Here is a 15,291-nt window from a genome sequence, read left to right as displayed (position 1 = left end):
GCCAAAGCCTGCCGGGCGTGCCAGGAAAACTCAGTCGTCGGCGTCGGGGTACTCGTCCTCGGTCTCATCGGCCCCGTAGCGCGATTCCTCGGTCTCCACGGCGAGGATCTTCAGCATCTCCGTGTCAGGGTTCAGCATGATGGCGGCCTCGTCACGGCGGTGGCGCAGGATGGAGTCGATGTAGGACTGCACAGCCTCGGCCAGCGGAATGTGGCGTTCCTGCTTTTCCGACATGTACCAGCGGTGTTCCAGCACCTCGTGCACGGCTTCTGCGGGTTCGAGTTTTCCGGACAGGTCCCGGGGGATGGACCGGACGATCGGCTCGAAAATCTGGCTGACCCACAGGTGGGCGCTGTATTCCTCGTCCATCCCCGGGTTGTTGTCGGCCCGGAAGGTATCCATGTCGTTGAGCAGGCGCCGGGCCTGGTTCTCCTGGGCGTCGAGTCCGGTCAGGCGCAGCAGGCGGCGCATGTGGTGGCCGGCGTCGACCACCTTCGGCTGCAGCTGGATGGTGGAGCCGTTCTGGGTGGTCTTGATCGCGTACTCTTCGACGTCGAAGCCGAGCTCGTTGAGCCGGCGGATGCGGGCACCGACGCGCCAGCGCTCACCCAGTTCAAAGGATTCCTTGGCGGTCAGCTCCGTCCACAGGCGCCGGTAGCTCTCCATGATGAGTTCGCTGGTGGCCACGGGGTCCACCTTCTCCTCGATCAGGCCGCCGTCGAGGAGGTCCATGAGCTCGCCGGCGATGTTGACGCGGGCGATCTCCAGATCGTACTCCCGCTGGCCGGTGGAGAGATCGGGGTACAGCTCGCCCGTCTCGGCGTCCACCAGGTAGGCGGCGAAGGCGCCGGCGTCGCGGCGGAACAGGGTGTTGGAAAGCGAGACATCGCCCCAGTAGAAGCCGATGAGGTGCAGCCGGACCATCAGCAGCGCCTGGGCGTCGATGAGACGGGTGAGCGTGTCCTTGCGCAGCATCTGCGAGAAGAGCGCGCGGTACGGCATGGAGAACTTCAGGTGCCGGGTCACGAGGACCGGGTTCAGGGGGCGGCCGTCAGGGGTGGTGCGGCCGGTGATGACGGCGACGGGTTCCACGCAGGGCACGTCCAGGCGCGCCAGCTTGCGAAGCATGTGGTACTCGTGGCGGGCCACGTGCTCGGACGTTTCCTTGATGGCGATGACGGAGCCGCCCAGGTGGGCGAACCGCACGATGTGCCGGGAGATACCGCGGGGGAGCGCGGCCAGGTTTTCCGCCGGCCAGTCCTCGAGTGCGATGTGCCAGGGCAGGTCGAGGAGCTCGGGGTCCGCGGCTGCCGCCGTGATGTTGAGGTTGCTGGCGACCGAGGCTGCCTTGTCGTCATTGGCGCTGGCTGCTTCGAACCGCGGCAGTTTGCCGATCTGCCCGTAGTCGGTGGGTTCGTCGTGCCACTGTGCGCTGTGTTCCTCGGTCATGGGTCAATTCTTCCGTATTTTGCAGGGGGTGCCTAAAAGGGGACAGCGGTTAAAGCCCGACGGCGGCCCTCCGGTTGGGAGGACCGCCGCCAGGTTTAACCTAGGCCCACGCCGGCAGGGTTCCCTGGCCGAAGCGGAGCGAGGTTAGGGTGCCGGTGGGGACTAGTCGCCCAGGCGCTCGCCGGTCTTGGTGTCGAACAGGTGCACGTGGCCGGACTGCGGACGGACCCAGATGGACTCGCCCTTCATCGGGGGACGGCGGCCGTCGACGCGGGCCACGATGTCGTGGGTCTTGCCGTCCAGCGTGGTGTGGCCGTAAACGTAAGCGTCGGCGCCGAGTTCCTCGACGACGTCGACCTCAACCTGGATCCCTTCGCCCTGGGCCGCGGTCTCGAGGTCTTCGGGGCGGCTGCCCAGCGTGACGGTCTGGCCGTGTGCTTCTTCAAGGATGTTGCGCGGCACGGGGTAAACGGTGCCGCCGAACTGGACGCCGCCGTCGACCACGGGGAGTTCCAGCAGGTTCATGGCCGGGGAGCCGATGAAGCCGGCCACGAAGACGTTCTTGGGGCGGTCGTACAGGTTTCGCGGGGTGTCCACCTGCATCAGCAGCCCGTCCTTGAGCACGGCAACGCGGTCGCCCATGGTCATGGCCTCGACCTGGTCGTGGGTCACGTAAACGGTGGTGACGCCCAGGCGGCGGGTGAGGGAAGCGATCTGGGTGCGGGTCTGAACACGGAGCTTGGCGTCCAGGTTGGAGAGCGGCTCGTCCATGAGGAAGACCTGGGGGTTACGCACGATGGCGCGGCCCATGGCAACACGCTGGCGCTGACCGCCGGAGAGTGCCTTCGGCTTGCGGTCAAGGTACTGCTCGAGGTCCAGGAGCTTTGCGGCTTCACGGACACGCTCGGCGCGCTCTTCCTTGCTCACGCCGGCGATCTTAAGGGCGAAGCCCATGTTGTCCGCCACGGTCATGTGCGGGTACAGCGCGTAGTTCTGGAAAACCATCGCGATGTCGCGGTCCTTCGGCGGAACGTCGGTGACATCGCGGTCGCCAATGAGGATCCGGCCGGCGTTGACGTCCTCGAGGCCTGCGAGCATGCGCAGGGAGGTGGACTTACCGCAACCGGAGGGTCCAACGAGGACCAGGAATTCGCCGTCGGCGATTTCGATGTTGAGCTTGTCAACAGCGGGCTTTTCAGTGCCCGGGTACAGACGCGTAGCGTTGTCAAAAGTAACTGTTGCCACAGTTATCAATCCCTTCACCGGCAGGTACGTGCCGGACGATCCGTAGTGAATGGTTCATGTAATTCAGTTGTGCCCTACATGATGACTCCCCGGCCGGGGCCGAGGAGCATCCAGTGACGCCGCACGGTTCCTGTGCGCCACATCACAAAGAAGAGTATGTCAGATTTATCGGGAATCGGACAAAATGTTACGGGCGTCACATATGAGATGCCGCACAGGGGCGCCCAGGGCGTTGCGGCGTCAGGACCCGGACGAGACGGCCTTCCGGCGTTCGCGCAGCAGCGCCTCGAGCAGTTCGGCGATGTGCACCGGTGCCTCCACCCGGAACTGCGCCTGGGTGAAGTCGAGCCCCACCTTCACCCCGACGTCCTCCGGCCCGAGGCGGCCCAAGGCGTCCTCGTCGGTGGTGTCGTCGCCGGCAAAGAGCACGCCGGTGGCTCCGGCCGCCTGGCGCAGGAAGTCCACGCCCTCGCCCTTGGACGCGTGCACCACGGACGTTTCCAGGACGCGCTTGCCGTTCTTGAGGTAGACGCCGGGCCGGTCCTGGAGCGCGGCGCGCGCAGCCGCGACGGCATCTTCGGCAACGTCGTCCGCTGCCAGCCGCGTGTGCAGCACGACGCCGGCGGGCTTCTCCTCCAAAACGGTGCCGGGGGCCAGGTCCGCGATCTCCGTCAGGATGTCCCGCACCTCCCCGAGGAGTGAGAGCTGCTCCGGATCGAGGGTCAGCGGCGCCGAACCCGGACCCAGCCACGCCTCGGCGCCGTGGCTTCCGATCAGCAGGGTCTCGTCCGGCGGGGAGGCGACCGCCCGCAGGCTGTCCAGTGCACGCCCGGAGATGAGCGCCGTCGTCGTACGCGGCAACGCGGTCAGTTCGGCGAAGGCGGCGGCCGATCGGGGGAGCGGGCGCGCGTCCCCGGCGTGGTCCACGATTGGGGAGATGGTGCCGTCGAAGTCCATGGCCACCAGCAGGTGGTCCGTGCCGGCGATGCGGCGCACCGCCTCGAGCAGTTCGGGGGCCAGGGTCAGTTGGGTGCTGCCGGTCTTGCCAGCGTGCTCTGCCTCAGGAGTCATCGCGGATTACCTTCTCGTTGAGGGCGTTCAGGAAGTCGGCTGACCAGTGGTCGACGTCGTGGTCCAGGATCTGCTTGCGCATGGAGCGCATGCGGCGGGCGGCTTCCTTGGGGGCCATCCTGACCGCCCGCATCACCGCGTCTTTGAGGCCGTCGATGTCGTGCGGGTTCATGAGCAGCGCCTGCTTGAGCTGGTCCGCGGCGCCGGCGAATTCGCTGAGCACGAGGGCGCCGTCGTTGTTGGTGCGGGCCGTGACGTACTCCTTGGCCACCAGGTTCATGCCGTCCCGCAGTGCGGTGACCAGCATGACGTCCGCCGCGAGGTAGAGCGCCACCATTTCCTCCACCGGGTAGCTGTGGTGAAGGTAGCGGACTGCGGTGTTCTCGATGGTGTCGTAGGTGCCGTTGATATGGCCCACAGTCCCCTCGACCTCTTCACGCAGGAGCCGGTACTGCTCCACGCGCTCGCGGCTGGGGCTGGCAACCTGGATCAGCGTCGCATCGCCCACCTTGAGCTTGCCCTCGTTCAGGAGCTCCTCGTAGGCCTTGAGGCGGTGGCCGATGCCCTTGGTGTAGTCCAGCCGGTCCACGCCGAGCAGGATGGTCTTGGGGTTGCCGAGGTCCTGCCGGATCTGCCGCGCGCGTTCGATGATCTCGGGCTTCTGCGCCAGTTCGGTGATGTGCTGGACGTCGATGGAGATGGGGAAGGCCTGGGCGCGGGCGATGTGGGTGAGATCGCCCTCGGCATCCTTGACGTGCACCTGCTGCTGTTTGACGCTGGCGCCGAGGAAGCGCCGGGCGGAACGCATGAAGTTGCCGGCGTCGCTGCTGCGCTGGAAACCCACCAGGTCGGCTCCGAGCAGCCCGTCGATGATGGCCTGGCGCCAGGGGAGCTGGGCGAAGATCTCCGGCGGCGGGAAGGGGATGTGGTTGAAGAAGCCGATCTTCAGGTCCGGCCGCGCCTGGCGCAGCATCCGCGGCACCAGCTGAAGCTGGTAGTCCTGCACCCATACGGTTGCGCCCTCGTCGGCAGTACGTACGACGGCGTCGGCGAACCTTCTGTTCACCGTGCGGTAGGCATCCCACCAGGTTCTGTGGAACTCCGGCGGGGCGATCACATCGTGGTAGAGGGGCCAGAGCGTTGCGTTGGAGAAGCCTTCGTAATACAGCTCCACGTCATCGCTGCTGAGCTGGACGGGTACGAGGTCCATGCCGCCGTGGCTGAACGGCTCGACGGTCTCATCGGCGGCGCCGTGCCAGCCCACCCAGGCACCCTCGGTCCTGGTCATCATGGGGGCGAGGGCGGTGACCAGGCCGCCAGGGGAGCGGCGCCAGCCGGAGCCGTCGTCGCCGGGCTCGCCCGGAGCGCAGCGGTCAACGGGCAGGCGGTTGGAGACCACCATGAAGTCGTACTTAGTGGCGTCCTTCGTGGCGTCTGAGCTGCCGCCGGGCACAGCCGAGCTTTCCGTTTTTGTGTCGGATTTGTCGCTTACGGCTCCGTGCATGGGGGCTCCCTGAGGTTGCTTGTGACTTCCATCAACCCTATCGGGCCGGAATCTTACGGGCTATTCGTCCGTTGGTCAGGCTGAACGAATACTTGAAAGCGCAAGCTCCAGGGTTCTCCCCTAAACTAGGGGAGTTGCCCCTGGTGGCCCGCACTTGTCCGTACGACACGAGGAACTAATGAGCCCCGCAAACGAAGCCCGCAAGTCCAAAGCAGAACGCACGGCCGAGGCCCGCGAGAAGGCCCGTGAAATCCGGGAGGCGCAGCTCAAAAAGGACAAGCGGAACAAACTGCTCATTGGCTGGGGCATCGTCGTCGCTGTCGTGGCCATCCTCGCCGTCGTCGCGCTTGTGGTGACCACCAGCCTCAAGAACAACGCCCCGGTGGCGGACCAGGGCCCCACCCCGGCCAACGGCAACGTCCACGGCGGTATCACCCTGCTGAAGGGCACCGAGGTAGCAAAGTCCGCCGCTGCCAGCGTGAACATCGCGGACATTCCGTCGCCGGCGGCGTCTGCCCCGGCGACCGTTAAGGCGCCGGGCGCGGAGGCCGAAAAGGGCAAGCCGGTGAAGGTGGTCCTTTACATCGACTTCATCTGCCCCGTCTGCAAGAACTTCGAGGCGACGTACAACGAGACCCTCACGAAGCTGCGTGACGAAGGCAAGATCACCGTCGAGTACCGGGCCCTGGGCTTCCTGGACAGCCGCTCCACCACCAACTACTCCTCGAGGGCAGCCAACGCCGCTGCCTGCGTGGTGAACGAATCGCCGGAGAAGTACTCCGACTTCGTGAATGCACTCTTCGACAAGCAGCCGGCCGAAGGCAGCGCCGGGCTCTCCGACGACGAACTGAAGAAGCTGGCTACGGACGTCGGTGCCAAGAGCATCGACTCCTGCGTTGAGAACAAGACCTACCGCCCGTGGGTCAAGTACACCACCCAGGAAGCCGCAGCCATCGGCGTGACCGGTACGCCGACGGTCCTCGTGGACGGCAAACAGTGGGGCAAGGGCGACAGCGCCCAGACCGAATTCCCGGCCTTCGTTGACGCCGCCATCAAGGCCAAGGCGTAAACGTTCATCCTTGCAGTGGCCCGGCTCCCCGGATATCTCCGGTGCCGGGCCATTGTTTTGCTTAACTGGTTGTCCGTTTGCTGCCGTCAGCCCGTTTTTACGGGTGGCGGTCCTTGGGCTAACCTTATCTAGCGCCATAGCGGCGCCCGCCCTGCCGGGCACGCCTCCTTAGCTCAGTTGGCCAGAGCACCGCTCTTGTAAAGCGGGGGTCGTCGGTTCGAATCCGACAGGGGGCTCTTTCTTTGGCTTTGGCCTGCGGCGCCAGTTCGATGCGGCCAAATCTCAGCGCTGGCCAGCTGCTGCCGGTCCCAACGCATCGAGGATCAACTCCAGCCCGTAGGCGAATTCGTTGCCGTAGTCGTAGCCGGGCTGCATGACCACTTCCGTAGCGATCTCGACCATGTGTGGGTACTCTCCGGTCGCGAACCTTTCCATGATGGGACCGGCCACCTCGGCCATCGGTTGATTGCCTGCCAGTGGCAGGGCGGCTTCCTGGAGGGCGAATCCGTAGATGTAGCTGTCCAGCAGCGAGTAGGCCCGGGCGGTCTGTTGTACGGTAAAGCCCGCAGCACGCAGCGCGGCCAGTGTTGCCTCGTGGTGCCTAAGGGTTGCCGGGCCGGGAGTTTTGCGGGATTCGAGCAGCCCGACCGCCCACGGATGCCGGCGCAGCGCGTCGCGCGCCGAATGGGCCCGGCGGCGCATCTGTTCCTTCCACTCGCCTCCCGCCTCCGGTGTTTCAATTTCCGTGAAGACGAGGTCCACGAGGCCGTCAAGGATCTGGTCCTTGTTGGCCACGTAGTAGTACAGAGTCATCGGCTTGGTGCCTATCTTCTGCGCGAGGGAACGTATCGACAGGGCGGCGATACCGTCCCTGTCTGCCAACTCCAGAGCCTTCTGCAGTACCTTCTCCCGGCTGAGCCCGGGCCGGTCCCCGCCGCCCGCGTCCGCGTCCTTCATCATTTACCCCTCCCAGCTCTTCCACTTCCGTACACCGTACGATACTCTTTTCGTACAGCGTACGAAAACCGCGACCCCGAAAGGAACGTTATGAAAACGCAGGAGCGCTCCCAACGGCGGGGCACCGGAACTGTTCAGGACATGCGCGCTATCGTTCGGGACAGCTACGGGGGGCCGGACGTACTGCGCCTGGAGCGGGTGCCCCGGCCTGTTGTCGGCGGCGACGACGTGCTCGTCCGCGTCAGGGCGGCCGGCGTCGACCGCGGCGCCTGGCACATGATGACCGGCCTGCCGTACCTGGGCCGTCTCGCATTTGGTGTCCGGAAACCTAAGGCCCGGATTCTGGGCTTGGATCTCGCGGGAACCGTGGAAGCCGTGGGCCCCGACGTCACCCGGTTTGCCGTCGGCGACGCGGTGTACGGCAGCGGCAGCGGTTCCTACGCTGAATACGCCGTTGCGCCCGAATCCAAACTGGCCGCGAAGCCCCAGTCCCTCTCCTTCGAGCAGGCCGCGGCGGTGCCGGTCTCCGCGGTCACTGCCCTTGTGGGCCTGCGCGCCGGCAGGATCGGTGAGGGGCAGAAGGTGCTGGTCACCGGTGCGTCCGGCGGCGTGGGCAGCTACGCGGTCCAGCTGGCCAAAGCCTTCGGGGCGCAGGTCACGGGAGTCTGCAGTACCGGCAAGGCCGGGTTTGTCCGTGCCCTCGGCGCGGACCGCGTCATCGACTACACCCGTGAGGACTTCGCGGCCACTGGCCCGTACGACCTCATCCTGGACATTGCGGGAAACCCGTCGATCTCGCGCCTGCGCCACGCCCTAACACCTACAGGAACGGCCGTTATCACCGGCGGTGAGGGCGGCGGGAAACTGACCGGCGGCCTGCACCGCCAGCTGGGCGCCCTGGCGCTGTCACCTTTCATCGGCCAACGGCTGACCATGTTCCTCGGCCTGGTCCGTGCTGCCGAACTTCAGGACCTAACCCCGCTCATCGAGGCCGGCAAAATAGCGCCGGCCCTCGACCGGACCTTCGCACTGGCTGAGGCGAGGGACGCGCTCCGCTTCCTGGAAGGCGGCCACGTGTCCGGCAAGGTGGTGCTCACCATCTGACGGCCCAATCAGGAGTCAAAATAAGACGGCGCCGTGCACGGCTTCCGGGCGGTTTAGAGCCCACTATCTGCACAAAAACCCGAGAGAGAACTAAGGGAAGTACGACGTCGGCCGGTCACCTGGGGAGATGGCCGGCCGACGTCGCTCTTGTGAGGTCAGCCGACATGCATGGGTGGGGGCACCCCGGCTGGTGCTCCGTAGCACTTTTGCGTGCCCGCATAAACCGTTGACAAGGCTGAAAGAGGACTGCTTAGCTTGCCGCCAGAAGACACCGACGTCGAAGGAGTGACACGTGACGTCCGCTTTGCAGGCCGGGCACGACATCCGCCCCCTTTCCGAGTCCGACGCCGAAGTGTATGTGGCCTCCGTGTGCTTTAAGACCGGACCGCCGGGTGCTGCCGGGGTGGAGGTCGAACGGCTGGTCCATGACGCCGCTGATCCGCAGGCCCCGGTTACCGTTGCGCGTGTGCGTCAGGCCATGGCCGCCTCGGCTGGGGCGCTGCCAGGTGGGGGAGCGATCACCTTCGAGCCTGGCGGCCAGCTGGAGGTGAGCTCCGCCTGCGCTCCCGGTCTTCCCGCTCTCGTCGCCGCGACCAGAAAAGACCTCAAAGCCGTTGAAACCCGGCTTTCGGACGCCGGCCTGTTCTTCGGTTCGGTCGCCCTGGATGCTGGACGCCCCGCTGTGAGGTCTTTGGAGCATCCGCGGTATGCCTCCATGGAGCGGCACTTCGACGGCTTCGGTCCCGCCGGACGAACCATGATGTGCTCCACCGCCTCACTTCAGATTTCCTTGGAAGCCGGATTCGACAGTCCGGCATCCACCGGCGCGGCACAACGCTGGGCACGGCTGCACAATCTCCTGCCGGTCCTCATCGCCATGTTTGCCAACTCCCCCTTCCTTCACGGCGTCCCCAACGGATGGCACAGCAACCGTCAGCGCACCTGGCTGGGCATTGACCCGACCCGGACTGCCGCGGTCCCCCGTTCGGAGGAACCCCGGGGGGCCTGGGCGCGCTACGCGCTCGACGCGCTGGTCCTCTGCATCCCGTCACAGGGGCGCCGCTGGGATCCGCCGCCGGGGCTGACGATGCGGGACTGGTTGCGCGGGAGCGGGCCCAGGCCTGCAACACTGAGCGACCTGGACTACCACCTCACAACTCTTTTCCCGCCCGTTCGTCCACGTGGATTCATGGAACTCCGGGTGATCGATGCACAGGCGGGCCATGACTGGGAGCCCGTCACGGCGATAGTCACCGCGCTCATGGAAGACGAACACGCCGCCGACCTCTCCGCAGACGCGTGCGCACCGCTTGCTTCGCTGCCGGACCCGGTGAGAACTGCCGCCCACCAAGGGCTGACGAATCCTGCTCTTGCCCTGGCTGCCCGGTCTTGCGCCGAGGCGGCGCTCAACGCGCTGCCTCGGCTGGGGGCGGACACCACCACCCGGAGCCTGGCCGAAGACTTCATCGAGCGCAATACCGCACGGGGCCGGTGCCCGGCCCAGGAGAGGCTGGACCTGTGGCAAAGAACCGGCAGCTGGTTTGCCGAACCGGAGCAAAGGGAGGCTTACGTTGATGCCAAGTGACCTTCCCGGGGCCCCTGCCGACCCCGAAACACTCAGGACCTTCATCGCCGAAGGGCTGGAACGTGCCCGGAACCGCACCCATGCACTGACCGACTGCGACGACGAAGATCTACTCAAGCAGCATTCGCCGCTGATGTCACCGCTGGTGTGGGACCTGGCGCACGTAGGCAGCCAGGAGGAAATCTGGCTGGTGCGGGATGTGGGCAAGATGGAGCCGCTGCGCTGCGATATCGACCAGATGTACGACGCGTTCCAGCACTCCCGCAGCAGCCGGCCCTCGCTGCCGCTGCTCTCACCGGCGGATTCCCGCAGCTACATCGCCCAGGTCCGTGACAAGGCGCTCGACATCCTGGAGCGGACTCCTTTGGAGGGCGCGCCTCTTGTGCACCGGGGCTTCGCGTTCGGAATGATCATCCAGCACGAACAGCAGCACGACGAAACGATGCTTGCCACGCACCAGCTGCGGACCGGCGCGCCGCTCCTCCACGCCCAGCCCCTGGCGGCGGGCATCCGCCCCCCGGATCTGCATGCTTTGGCCAAGGAGGTGCTGGTCCCCTCCGGGGAGTTCACCATGGGGACATCGGTGGAACCCTGGGCGCTGGATAATGAACGCCCGGCACATACTGTGGAGGTGCCCGGCTACTGGATTGATACCGTTCCGGTGACCAACGGGGCTTACCAACACTTTATTGCGGACGGCGGCTACCGGAACCCCCGCTGGTGGAGCCCGGAAGGCTGGACGCATTGCATTGAAGCCGGCTTAGTGGCTCCCAAGTACTGGGAACGCGACGGCGACGGGTGGTGCAGGACCAGATTCGGTGTCGTGGAACGCGTTCCGGATGATGAACCGGTGCAGCACGTGAGCTGGTACGAAGCGGACGCCTACGCACGCTGGGCCGGGCGCAGGCTCCCCACCGAAGCAGAATGGGAAAAAGCAGCCCGCTACGATCCCCGGTCAGGCCGATCCCGGCGATACCCTTGGGGCGACGAGGATCCTGCACCCCACCACGCCAACCTTGGCGGGGCAACGCTCCGCCCGGCCCCGGCCGGTTCCTTTCCCGCGGGAGCCTCGCCGCTGGGGGTACGGCAGCTGATTGGGGACGTCTGGGAATGGGTTTCCAGCGACTTCCGCCCGTATCCCGGATTCACCGCTTTCCCTTATCCGGAATACAGCGAGGTATTCTTCGGGTCGGACTACAAGGTGCTCCGGGGCGGGGTCCTGGGCAGTGGATCCTGCCGCCTGCAGGGGTACCTTCCGGAACTGGGACTACCCGATCCGCCGGCAGATCTTCACCGGATTCCGCACGGCGCGCGACGCCTCGCCGGCGGAGGATTGCTAGCCCATGTGCCGTCATCTCGCCTACCTCGGGACGCCGGTGCCGCTGGCTGAGCTGCTGCTCGTCCCGGACCATGGGCTTTTGGCCCAGTCGTGGGCACCGCGCCGCCAGAGGTACGGGACGGTAAACGCCGACGGTTTTGGCGTCGGATGGTACGCCCCGGGCGATCCCGTGCCCGCCCGCTACCGCCGTTCCGTCCCGATCTGGGCGGACAGGTCCTTTGCCGACGTCGCCCGGGTCACCTCCAGCCCGGCGGTACTGGCAGCGGTGCGGTCGGCAACGCCGGGCATGCCACCGGACGAGTCAGCGGCTGCGCCCTATGCCCACGGACCCTGGCTCTTCAGCCACAACGGCAGGGTGGAGGACTGGCCGCATGCGCTGGAGGAACTGGCTGCTTCACTCCCGCCGGCACGCCTGCTGGCCTTGGAAGCGCAGGTCGATTCAGCGTTGCTCTGGGCCCTTGTACAGGAGCGGCTTGCCGCGGGGGCCACCGCCGGCGAGGCGCTGATGCAGGTGGTCAACGTTGTCTCCTCAGTCGCCGGCGGCAGATTCAACTTTCTGCTCACGGACGGAACTGCCATCGCGGCCACAGCCGCCGGCGACAGCCTCTTTTGGCGGGCCGGCCGCGGGGGCGTGGTCGTCGCCAGCGAACCATCCGATGAGGACCCGGGGTGGCAGGAGGTCCCGGACAATTCACTCCTGACCGCTACCCCCGGCCACGTCGAAGTTCGTCCTATCCCGACTCTCACGAAGGAGCACGCAGCCACATGAGCCTCTCCGCCGACCGCAGCGACATCGTCCACCACCTGCCCCCGGACCACCTGGAGCGAAGTCTGCGCGCCGACGTGCTCGCCGGGCTCAGCTCGTCACCCAAGACGCTGCCGCCCAAGTGGTTCTATGACAAACTCGGCAGCGCGTTGTTCGAGCGCATTACGGACTTGCCGGAATACTATCCGACACGGGCCGAACGTGAGGTGCTGGAGCTCTTCGCCGCTGAGATGGCGGCCGCGAGCCCGGCAGAAACGCTGATCGAACTCGGGTCCGGATCGTCCAGGAAGACCCCGCTATTGCTGGATGCCCTGCGGAAGGCGGGACCTCTTCGCCGCTACGTCGCTGTGGACGTTAGCGACAGCGCACTGCTGGATGCACGCAACGAGCTGGCTCCCGCGTTCGCCGATCTTCAGCTGGATGCAGTGGCAGCGGACTTCGAAACCCAGCTGCACCTGCTCCCGCACAACGGACGCCGCATGGTGGCGTTTCTGGGCGGCACCATCGGCAATTTTGAGCCGGCGGCCAGGGCACGCTTTCTCGCCGGGATCCGCGAGCTGCTCGGCGGAGAGGGCGGTTCGCTGCTTCTTGGTACGGACCTCGTGAAGTCACCACACATCCTTGTTCCGGCCTACGCCGACGCCGAGGGAGTCACCGCCGAATTCAACCGGAATGTGCTCCGCGTCCTCAATGCCCAGCTGGGTGCCGATTTCGAGGTGATGGCATTTGATCACGTCGCCGTCTGGATGCCCCAGGAAGAGTGGATCGAAATGCGGCTGCGGGCGACGAAACCGATGCTCGTGCGCCTGCCGGGTGTGGGCCTGGACGTCAGGTTCGACGAAGGCGAGGAACTCCGCACCGAGATTTCGGCGAAGTTCCGGCTCGAGGGAGTGGCCCGCGAGCTCGAATCGGCCGGGTTTTCCCTCGCAGGGCAATGGACCGACAGCCAGAACCGCTACGCCATGACACTCGCGGAAGCCGTCTAGGCTGTCCGGCTGCATGCACAATATTGGCGGCGGAGCGGGCCTGCTCACCGGGGGAGGAGGCCCACCAGCCGCAGGACCTCGTCCTCGGTGTTGTAGTAGTGCACTGAGGCGCGCACCACCGTTTCCGCCACGTGCGGGCTCCCGCTGAGGAGGGATTGGACCTCGCCTGAGGGCCGCGGAGCCACCGAGACATTAATCCGGTGCTCCGCCAAGCGGGCCCTGATGTTCCCCGCCTCGCTTCCCTTCACAGAGAACGTCACGATGCCGCACCGGGTGATGCCGTGGTCGTGGACAGTAACCGCCGGAACCGCCGCCAGCTCCGTCCGCAGTTGCTCCGCCAGCCAGCCCACGCGCTCCTGCACAGTGTCCAGGCCCAGGTCCAGGGCATAATCGACGGCCCGGCCCAGACCCAGCCTTCCGGCGATGCACGCCTCCCAGCTCTCAAAACGCCGGGCATCGCCGCGAACTTCAAGCCCCTCGGCCCCGGAGGAATAGGCAGACAGCCCGTCCAGGGCGAGCGGCTCAAACCGCCCTAGAGCCGAGGCGCGCACATACAGGAACGCGGTGCCGCGCGGCCCCCGGAGGAACTTCCGCCCGGTTCCGGCCAGCACATCACAGCCCAGAGACTCCACGTCCAGCGGCATCTGGCCCACAGACTGGCACGCATCGAGCACAAACAGCACCCCGGCAGCCCGGCAGCGCCTGCCCACCTCCGCTGCCGGATTGACCAGGCCGTCCGCCATGGGCACATGCGTCAAAGCGACCATGGCCACGTTTCCACGCTCGAGCTCCCGCTGAAGATGTTCCACATCGACCTGCCCGTACGGATCGTCGTTGAGAACCACAATCTGCAGGCCATTCCGCTGCGCCAGCTGCCGCAACGCCATGACGTTGCCCGTGTACTCCGAGCGGCCTATCAGGAGCCGTGAGCCGCGGACAAAGGGAAAACTGTGCATCGCCACAGCCCACGCCCGGCTGCCGCTCTCGGCCAGGGCGATCTCGTCCGGCCGTGCCCCGATCAGCCGCGCCAGGGAGGAATACACCGTGTGCAGCCGGTCAGCTGCCTCCTCCGCCGCTTCATAACCGCCGATTTCCTCCTCGCGGCGCAAATGTGCCGCCACGGTCTCCGCCACGGGGCGGGGGACGAGCGAGCTTCCCGCATTGTTCAGGTGGGCTACGTTCAGGACCCCGCGGGTCTGGTCGCGCACCGCGCGCACATCAATCGACATGAGTCACATCGTGCCGCAAGCAGCGGAACTTTTGTCCACGTATCGCGACTTCGGGGCGTTTAGAGGCCATTAGCCGGACAAAAACCCGGGAGAGGGAAGGGGAGTACGACGCCGGCCGGTCACCTTGTGAGGTGACCGGCCGGCGTCGCTCTGGTGAGGTTGGCCGGACGTTCCGCGGTGCGGGTTTCGTTCGTGCCGGCTACGAAGCCCCCTGGTCCGCGTCGATCTCCTCCAACAGGTCCTTGGCCGCCTTGCGGATGTCGTCATGATCGTGCTGCGCCGCCCGGCTCTCCAGCGAAATGATGGCGCAGCGGTGGACCTTCTTGAGGTCCCCGAAAGGAAAGCTCACGCTGCCTTTGGTGCCCTCGGATTTCTCGTTGTCAATGCCGAGGTGCCACTTCGCGAATTCGTCGAAGCCGTGTTTGTCGATGAAGGAATTCTCGTCGTCCGCCGAAGGAGCGTGTTCGCTCCAGTCGTCACGGACGTCCCGCTGAACCTTCCCCTTCTTAATGAGGCCGCGTGCGTGTTCCAGTGCCTTGCGGTTCAGTTTCGTAGCCATGTGCCCCTCCGCTGCTCGGTGGTCAGATCCAGGATGGTCGGATGCAGGAACAGCTCAAGGCTAAGTCCGACGACGACGCCCGGCCAGTCCGCGCTACGGCGCGGCCCAGTCCCCGGACACTTAACTGCCCCGAGACGCGGCCGAAACGTGTCCACAACACGGGCCGCATAGCTTGGCGGCATGACCATCACAGAGTTGCTCACCCGGGCACGTGCGGCGCTCGCGAACGCCCTGTTCTTCCCGGCGGTTCCTGACACTGCCGGGCAGGCCAACGATGCCCTCCAGGAGGTCACCCGGTGGGCGTGGCTGCCTCCGCTCAGTGGCGTCGCCGTCGCGGAAGACCGCGCCCTCAGGACGCACGTAAATGCCGCCGCCAACACCGCGGAACAGGCGGAAAAGACCAATTAGTGTCGCGTTGGCCACACTAT

Annotated in this window: 14 protein-coding genes and 1 tRNA gene; 8 read left to right on the top strand and 7 right to left on the bottom strand. The window is 66.1% G+C overall.

Features of this window, described 5'->3' with window-relative positions; all coding sequences use genetic code 11:
- Positions 1–30 precede the first annotated feature (30 nt).
- From ABIE00_RS19560 to ABIE00_RS19545, 4 genes are all read right to left on the bottom strand, one after another.
- Complete coding sequence (locus tag ABIE00_RS19560; protein ID WP_331574631.1) at positions 31–1,449, bottom strand: DUF4032 domain-containing protein; 1,419 nt, start codon at positions 1,447–1,449, stop codon at positions 31–33.
- Between the two features lie 162 nt (positions 1,450–1,611).
- On the bottom strand, positions 1,612–2,694 hold the full coding sequence (locus ABIE00_RS19555) for an ABC transporter ATP-binding protein (protein WP_102973130.1): 1,083 nt from the start codon (positions 2,692–2,694) through the stop codon (positions 1,612–1,614).
- A gap of 240 nt (positions 2,695–2,934) precedes the next feature.
- Entirely contained in the window at positions 2,935–3,765 is an 831-nt protein-coding gene (gene otsB, locus ABIE00_RS19550) for a trehalose-phosphatase (protein ID WP_354262341.1), read from the bottom strand.
- Positions 3,755–5,167, bottom strand: a complete 1,413-nt coding sequence (locus ABIE00_RS19545; RefSeq protein ID WP_354263445.1) for an alpha,alpha-trehalose-phosphate synthase (UDP-forming) — start codon at positions 5,165–5,167, stop codon at positions 3,755–3,757. The genes otsB and ABIE00_RS19545 overlap by 11 nt, the downstream gene beginning before the upstream one ends.
- 280 nt (positions 5,168–5,447) lie before the next feature.
- Here ABIE00_RS19545 and ABIE00_RS19540 point away from each other — a divergent pair, with 280 nt between their 5' ends.
- Both ABIE00_RS19540 and ABIE00_RS19535 read left to right on the top strand, forming a co-directional pair.
- The gene (locus tag ABIE00_RS19540; RefSeq protein WP_331574633.1) at positions 5,448–6,338 is read left to right on the top strand and encodes a DsbA family protein; all 891 of its coding nucleotides are present in this window, start codon (positions 5,448–5,450) and stop codon (positions 6,336–6,338) included.
- Positions 6,339–6,500: 162 nt separating this feature from the next.
- Positions 6,501–6,574: transfer RNA gene (locus ABIE00_RS19535), tRNA-Thr, on the top strand.
- 46 nt (positions 6,575–6,620) lie between these two features.
- Here the strand turns inward: ABIE00_RS19535 and ABIE00_RS19530 are convergent.
- Entirely contained in the window at positions 6,621–7,298 is a 678-nt protein-coding gene (locus ABIE00_RS19530) for a TetR/AcrR family transcriptional regulator (RefSeq protein WP_354262340.1), read from the bottom strand.
- Positions 7,299–7,385: 87 nt separating this feature from the next.
- Between ABIE00_RS19530 and ABIE00_RS19525 the strand changes: the two genes are divergently transcribed.
- The 5 genes from ABIE00_RS19525 (at position 7,386) to egtD (ending at position 13,075) form a co-directional block, all read left to right on the top strand.
- Positions 7,386–8,399 (top strand): NAD(P)-dependent alcohol dehydrogenase, encoded by a 1,014-nt coding sequence (locus ABIE00_RS19525; RefSeq protein WP_354262339.1) that lies wholly within the window; start codon positions 7,386–7,388, stop codon positions 8,397–8,399.
- Between the two features lie 292 nt (positions 8,400–8,691).
- Entirely contained in the window at positions 8,692–9,984 is a 1,293-nt protein-coding gene (egtA, locus tag ABIE00_RS19520; protein ID WP_354262338.1) for an ergothioneine biosynthesis glutamate--cysteine ligase EgtA, read from the top strand.
- The gene (gene egtB / locus ABIE00_RS19515; protein ID WP_354262337.1) at positions 9,974–11,374 is read left to right on the top strand and encodes an ergothioneine biosynthesis protein EgtB; all 1,401 of its coding nucleotides are present in this window, start codon (positions 9,974–9,976) and stop codon (positions 11,372–11,374) included. Before egtA ends, egtB begins: the two co-directional genes overlap by 11 nt.
- The gene (gene egtC / locus ABIE00_RS19510; protein WP_354262336.1) at positions 11,328–12,092 is read left to right on the top strand and encodes an ergothioneine biosynthesis protein EgtC; all 765 of its coding nucleotides are present in this window, start codon (positions 11,328–11,330) and stop codon (positions 12,090–12,092) included. The genes egtB and egtC overlap by 47 nt, the downstream gene beginning before the upstream one ends.
- Positions 12,089–13,075 carry an L-histidine N(alpha)-methyltransferase gene (gene egtD, locus ABIE00_RS19505; RefSeq protein WP_354262335.1) on the top strand — a complete coding sequence of 329 codons (987 nt, stop codon included), beginning with the start codon at positions 12,089–12,091 and terminating at the stop codon, positions 13,073–13,075. Before egtC ends, egtD begins: the two co-directional genes overlap by 4 nt.
- Before the next feature lie 44 nt (positions 13,076–13,119).
- On the opposite strand, the gene ABIE00_RS19500 is transcribed toward egtD, so the two are convergent.
- Positions 13,120–14,304: an aminotransferase class V-fold PLP-dependent enzyme gene (locus ABIE00_RS19500; RefSeq protein ID WP_354262334.1), complete on the bottom strand. Its 1,185-nt coding sequence runs from the start codon at positions 14,302–14,304 to the stop codon at positions 13,120–13,122.
- 199 nt (positions 14,305–14,503) lie between these two features.
- Complete coding sequence (locus tag ABIE00_RS19495; RefSeq protein ID WP_354262333.1) at positions 14,504–14,863, bottom strand: hypothetical protein; 360 nt, start codon at positions 14,861–14,863, stop codon at positions 14,504–14,506.
- A gap of 180 nt (positions 14,864–15,043) precedes the next feature.
- Here ABIE00_RS19495 and ABIE00_RS19490 point away from each other — a divergent pair, with 180 nt between their 5' ends.
- Positions 15,044–15,271, top strand: coding sequence for a hypothetical protein (locus ABIE00_RS19490; RefSeq protein ID WP_354262332.1), 228 nt, complete (start codon positions 15,044–15,046; stop codon positions 15,269–15,271).
- Positions 15,272–15,291: the final 20 nt, after the last annotated feature.

The sequence above is a fragment of the Arthrobacter sp. OAP107 genome (assembly GCF_040546765.1).
Classification (GTDB): Bacteria; Actinomycetota; Actinomycetes; order Actinomycetales; family Micrococcaceae; genus Arthrobacter.
The sequence above is the reverse complement of the archived record's forward strand: the minus strand, read 5'-3'. Positions and strand labels throughout refer to the sequence as shown.

Coding starts and splice junctions, on each gene's coding strand:
- ABIE00_RS19545 (WP_354263445.1), bottom strand. CDS start 5,167: ATGGTGGTCTCCAACCGCCTGCCCGTTGACCGCTGCGCTCCGGGCGAG.
- ABIE00_RS19560 (WP_331574631.1), bottom strand. CDS start 1,449: ATGACCGAGGAACACAGCGCACAGTGGCACGACGAACCCACCGACTAC.
- egtC (WP_354262336.1), top strand. CDS start 11,328: ATGTGCCGTCATCTCGCCTACCTCGGGACGCCGGTGCCGCTGGCTGAG.
- egtD (WP_354262335.1), top strand. CDS start 12,089: ATGAGCCTCTCCGCCGACCGCAGCGACATCGTCCACCACCTGCCCCCG.
- egtB (WP_354262337.1), top strand. CDS start 9,974: ATGCCAAGTGACCTTCCCGGGGCCCCTGCCGACCCCGAAACACTCAGG.
- ABIE00_RS19500 (WP_354262334.1), bottom strand. CDS start 14,304: ATGTCGATTGATGTGCGCGCGGTGCGCGACCAGACCCGCGGGGTCCTG.
- ABIE00_RS19540 (WP_331574633.1), top strand. CDS start 5,448: ATGAGCCCCGCAAACGAAGCCCGCAAGTCCAAAGCAGAACGCACGGCC.
- ABIE00_RS19495 (WP_354262333.1), bottom strand. CDS start 14,863: ATGGCTACGAAACTGAACCGCAAGGCACTGGAACACGCACGCGGCCTC.
- ABIE00_RS19530 (WP_354262340.1), bottom strand. CDS start 7,298: ATGATGAAGGACGCGGACGCGGGCGGCGGGGACCGGCCCGGGCTCAGC.
- ABIE00_RS19490 (WP_354262332.1), top strand. CDS start 15,044: ATGACCATCACAGAGTTGCTCACCCGGGCACGTGCGGCGCTCGCGAAC.
- otsB (WP_354262341.1), bottom strand. CDS start 3,765: ATGACTCCTGAGGCAGAGCACGCTGGCAAGACCGGCAGCACCCAACTG.
- ABIE00_RS19525 (WP_354262339.1), top strand. CDS start 7,386: ATGAAAACGCAGGAGCGCTCCCAACGGCGGGGCACCGGAACTGTTCAG.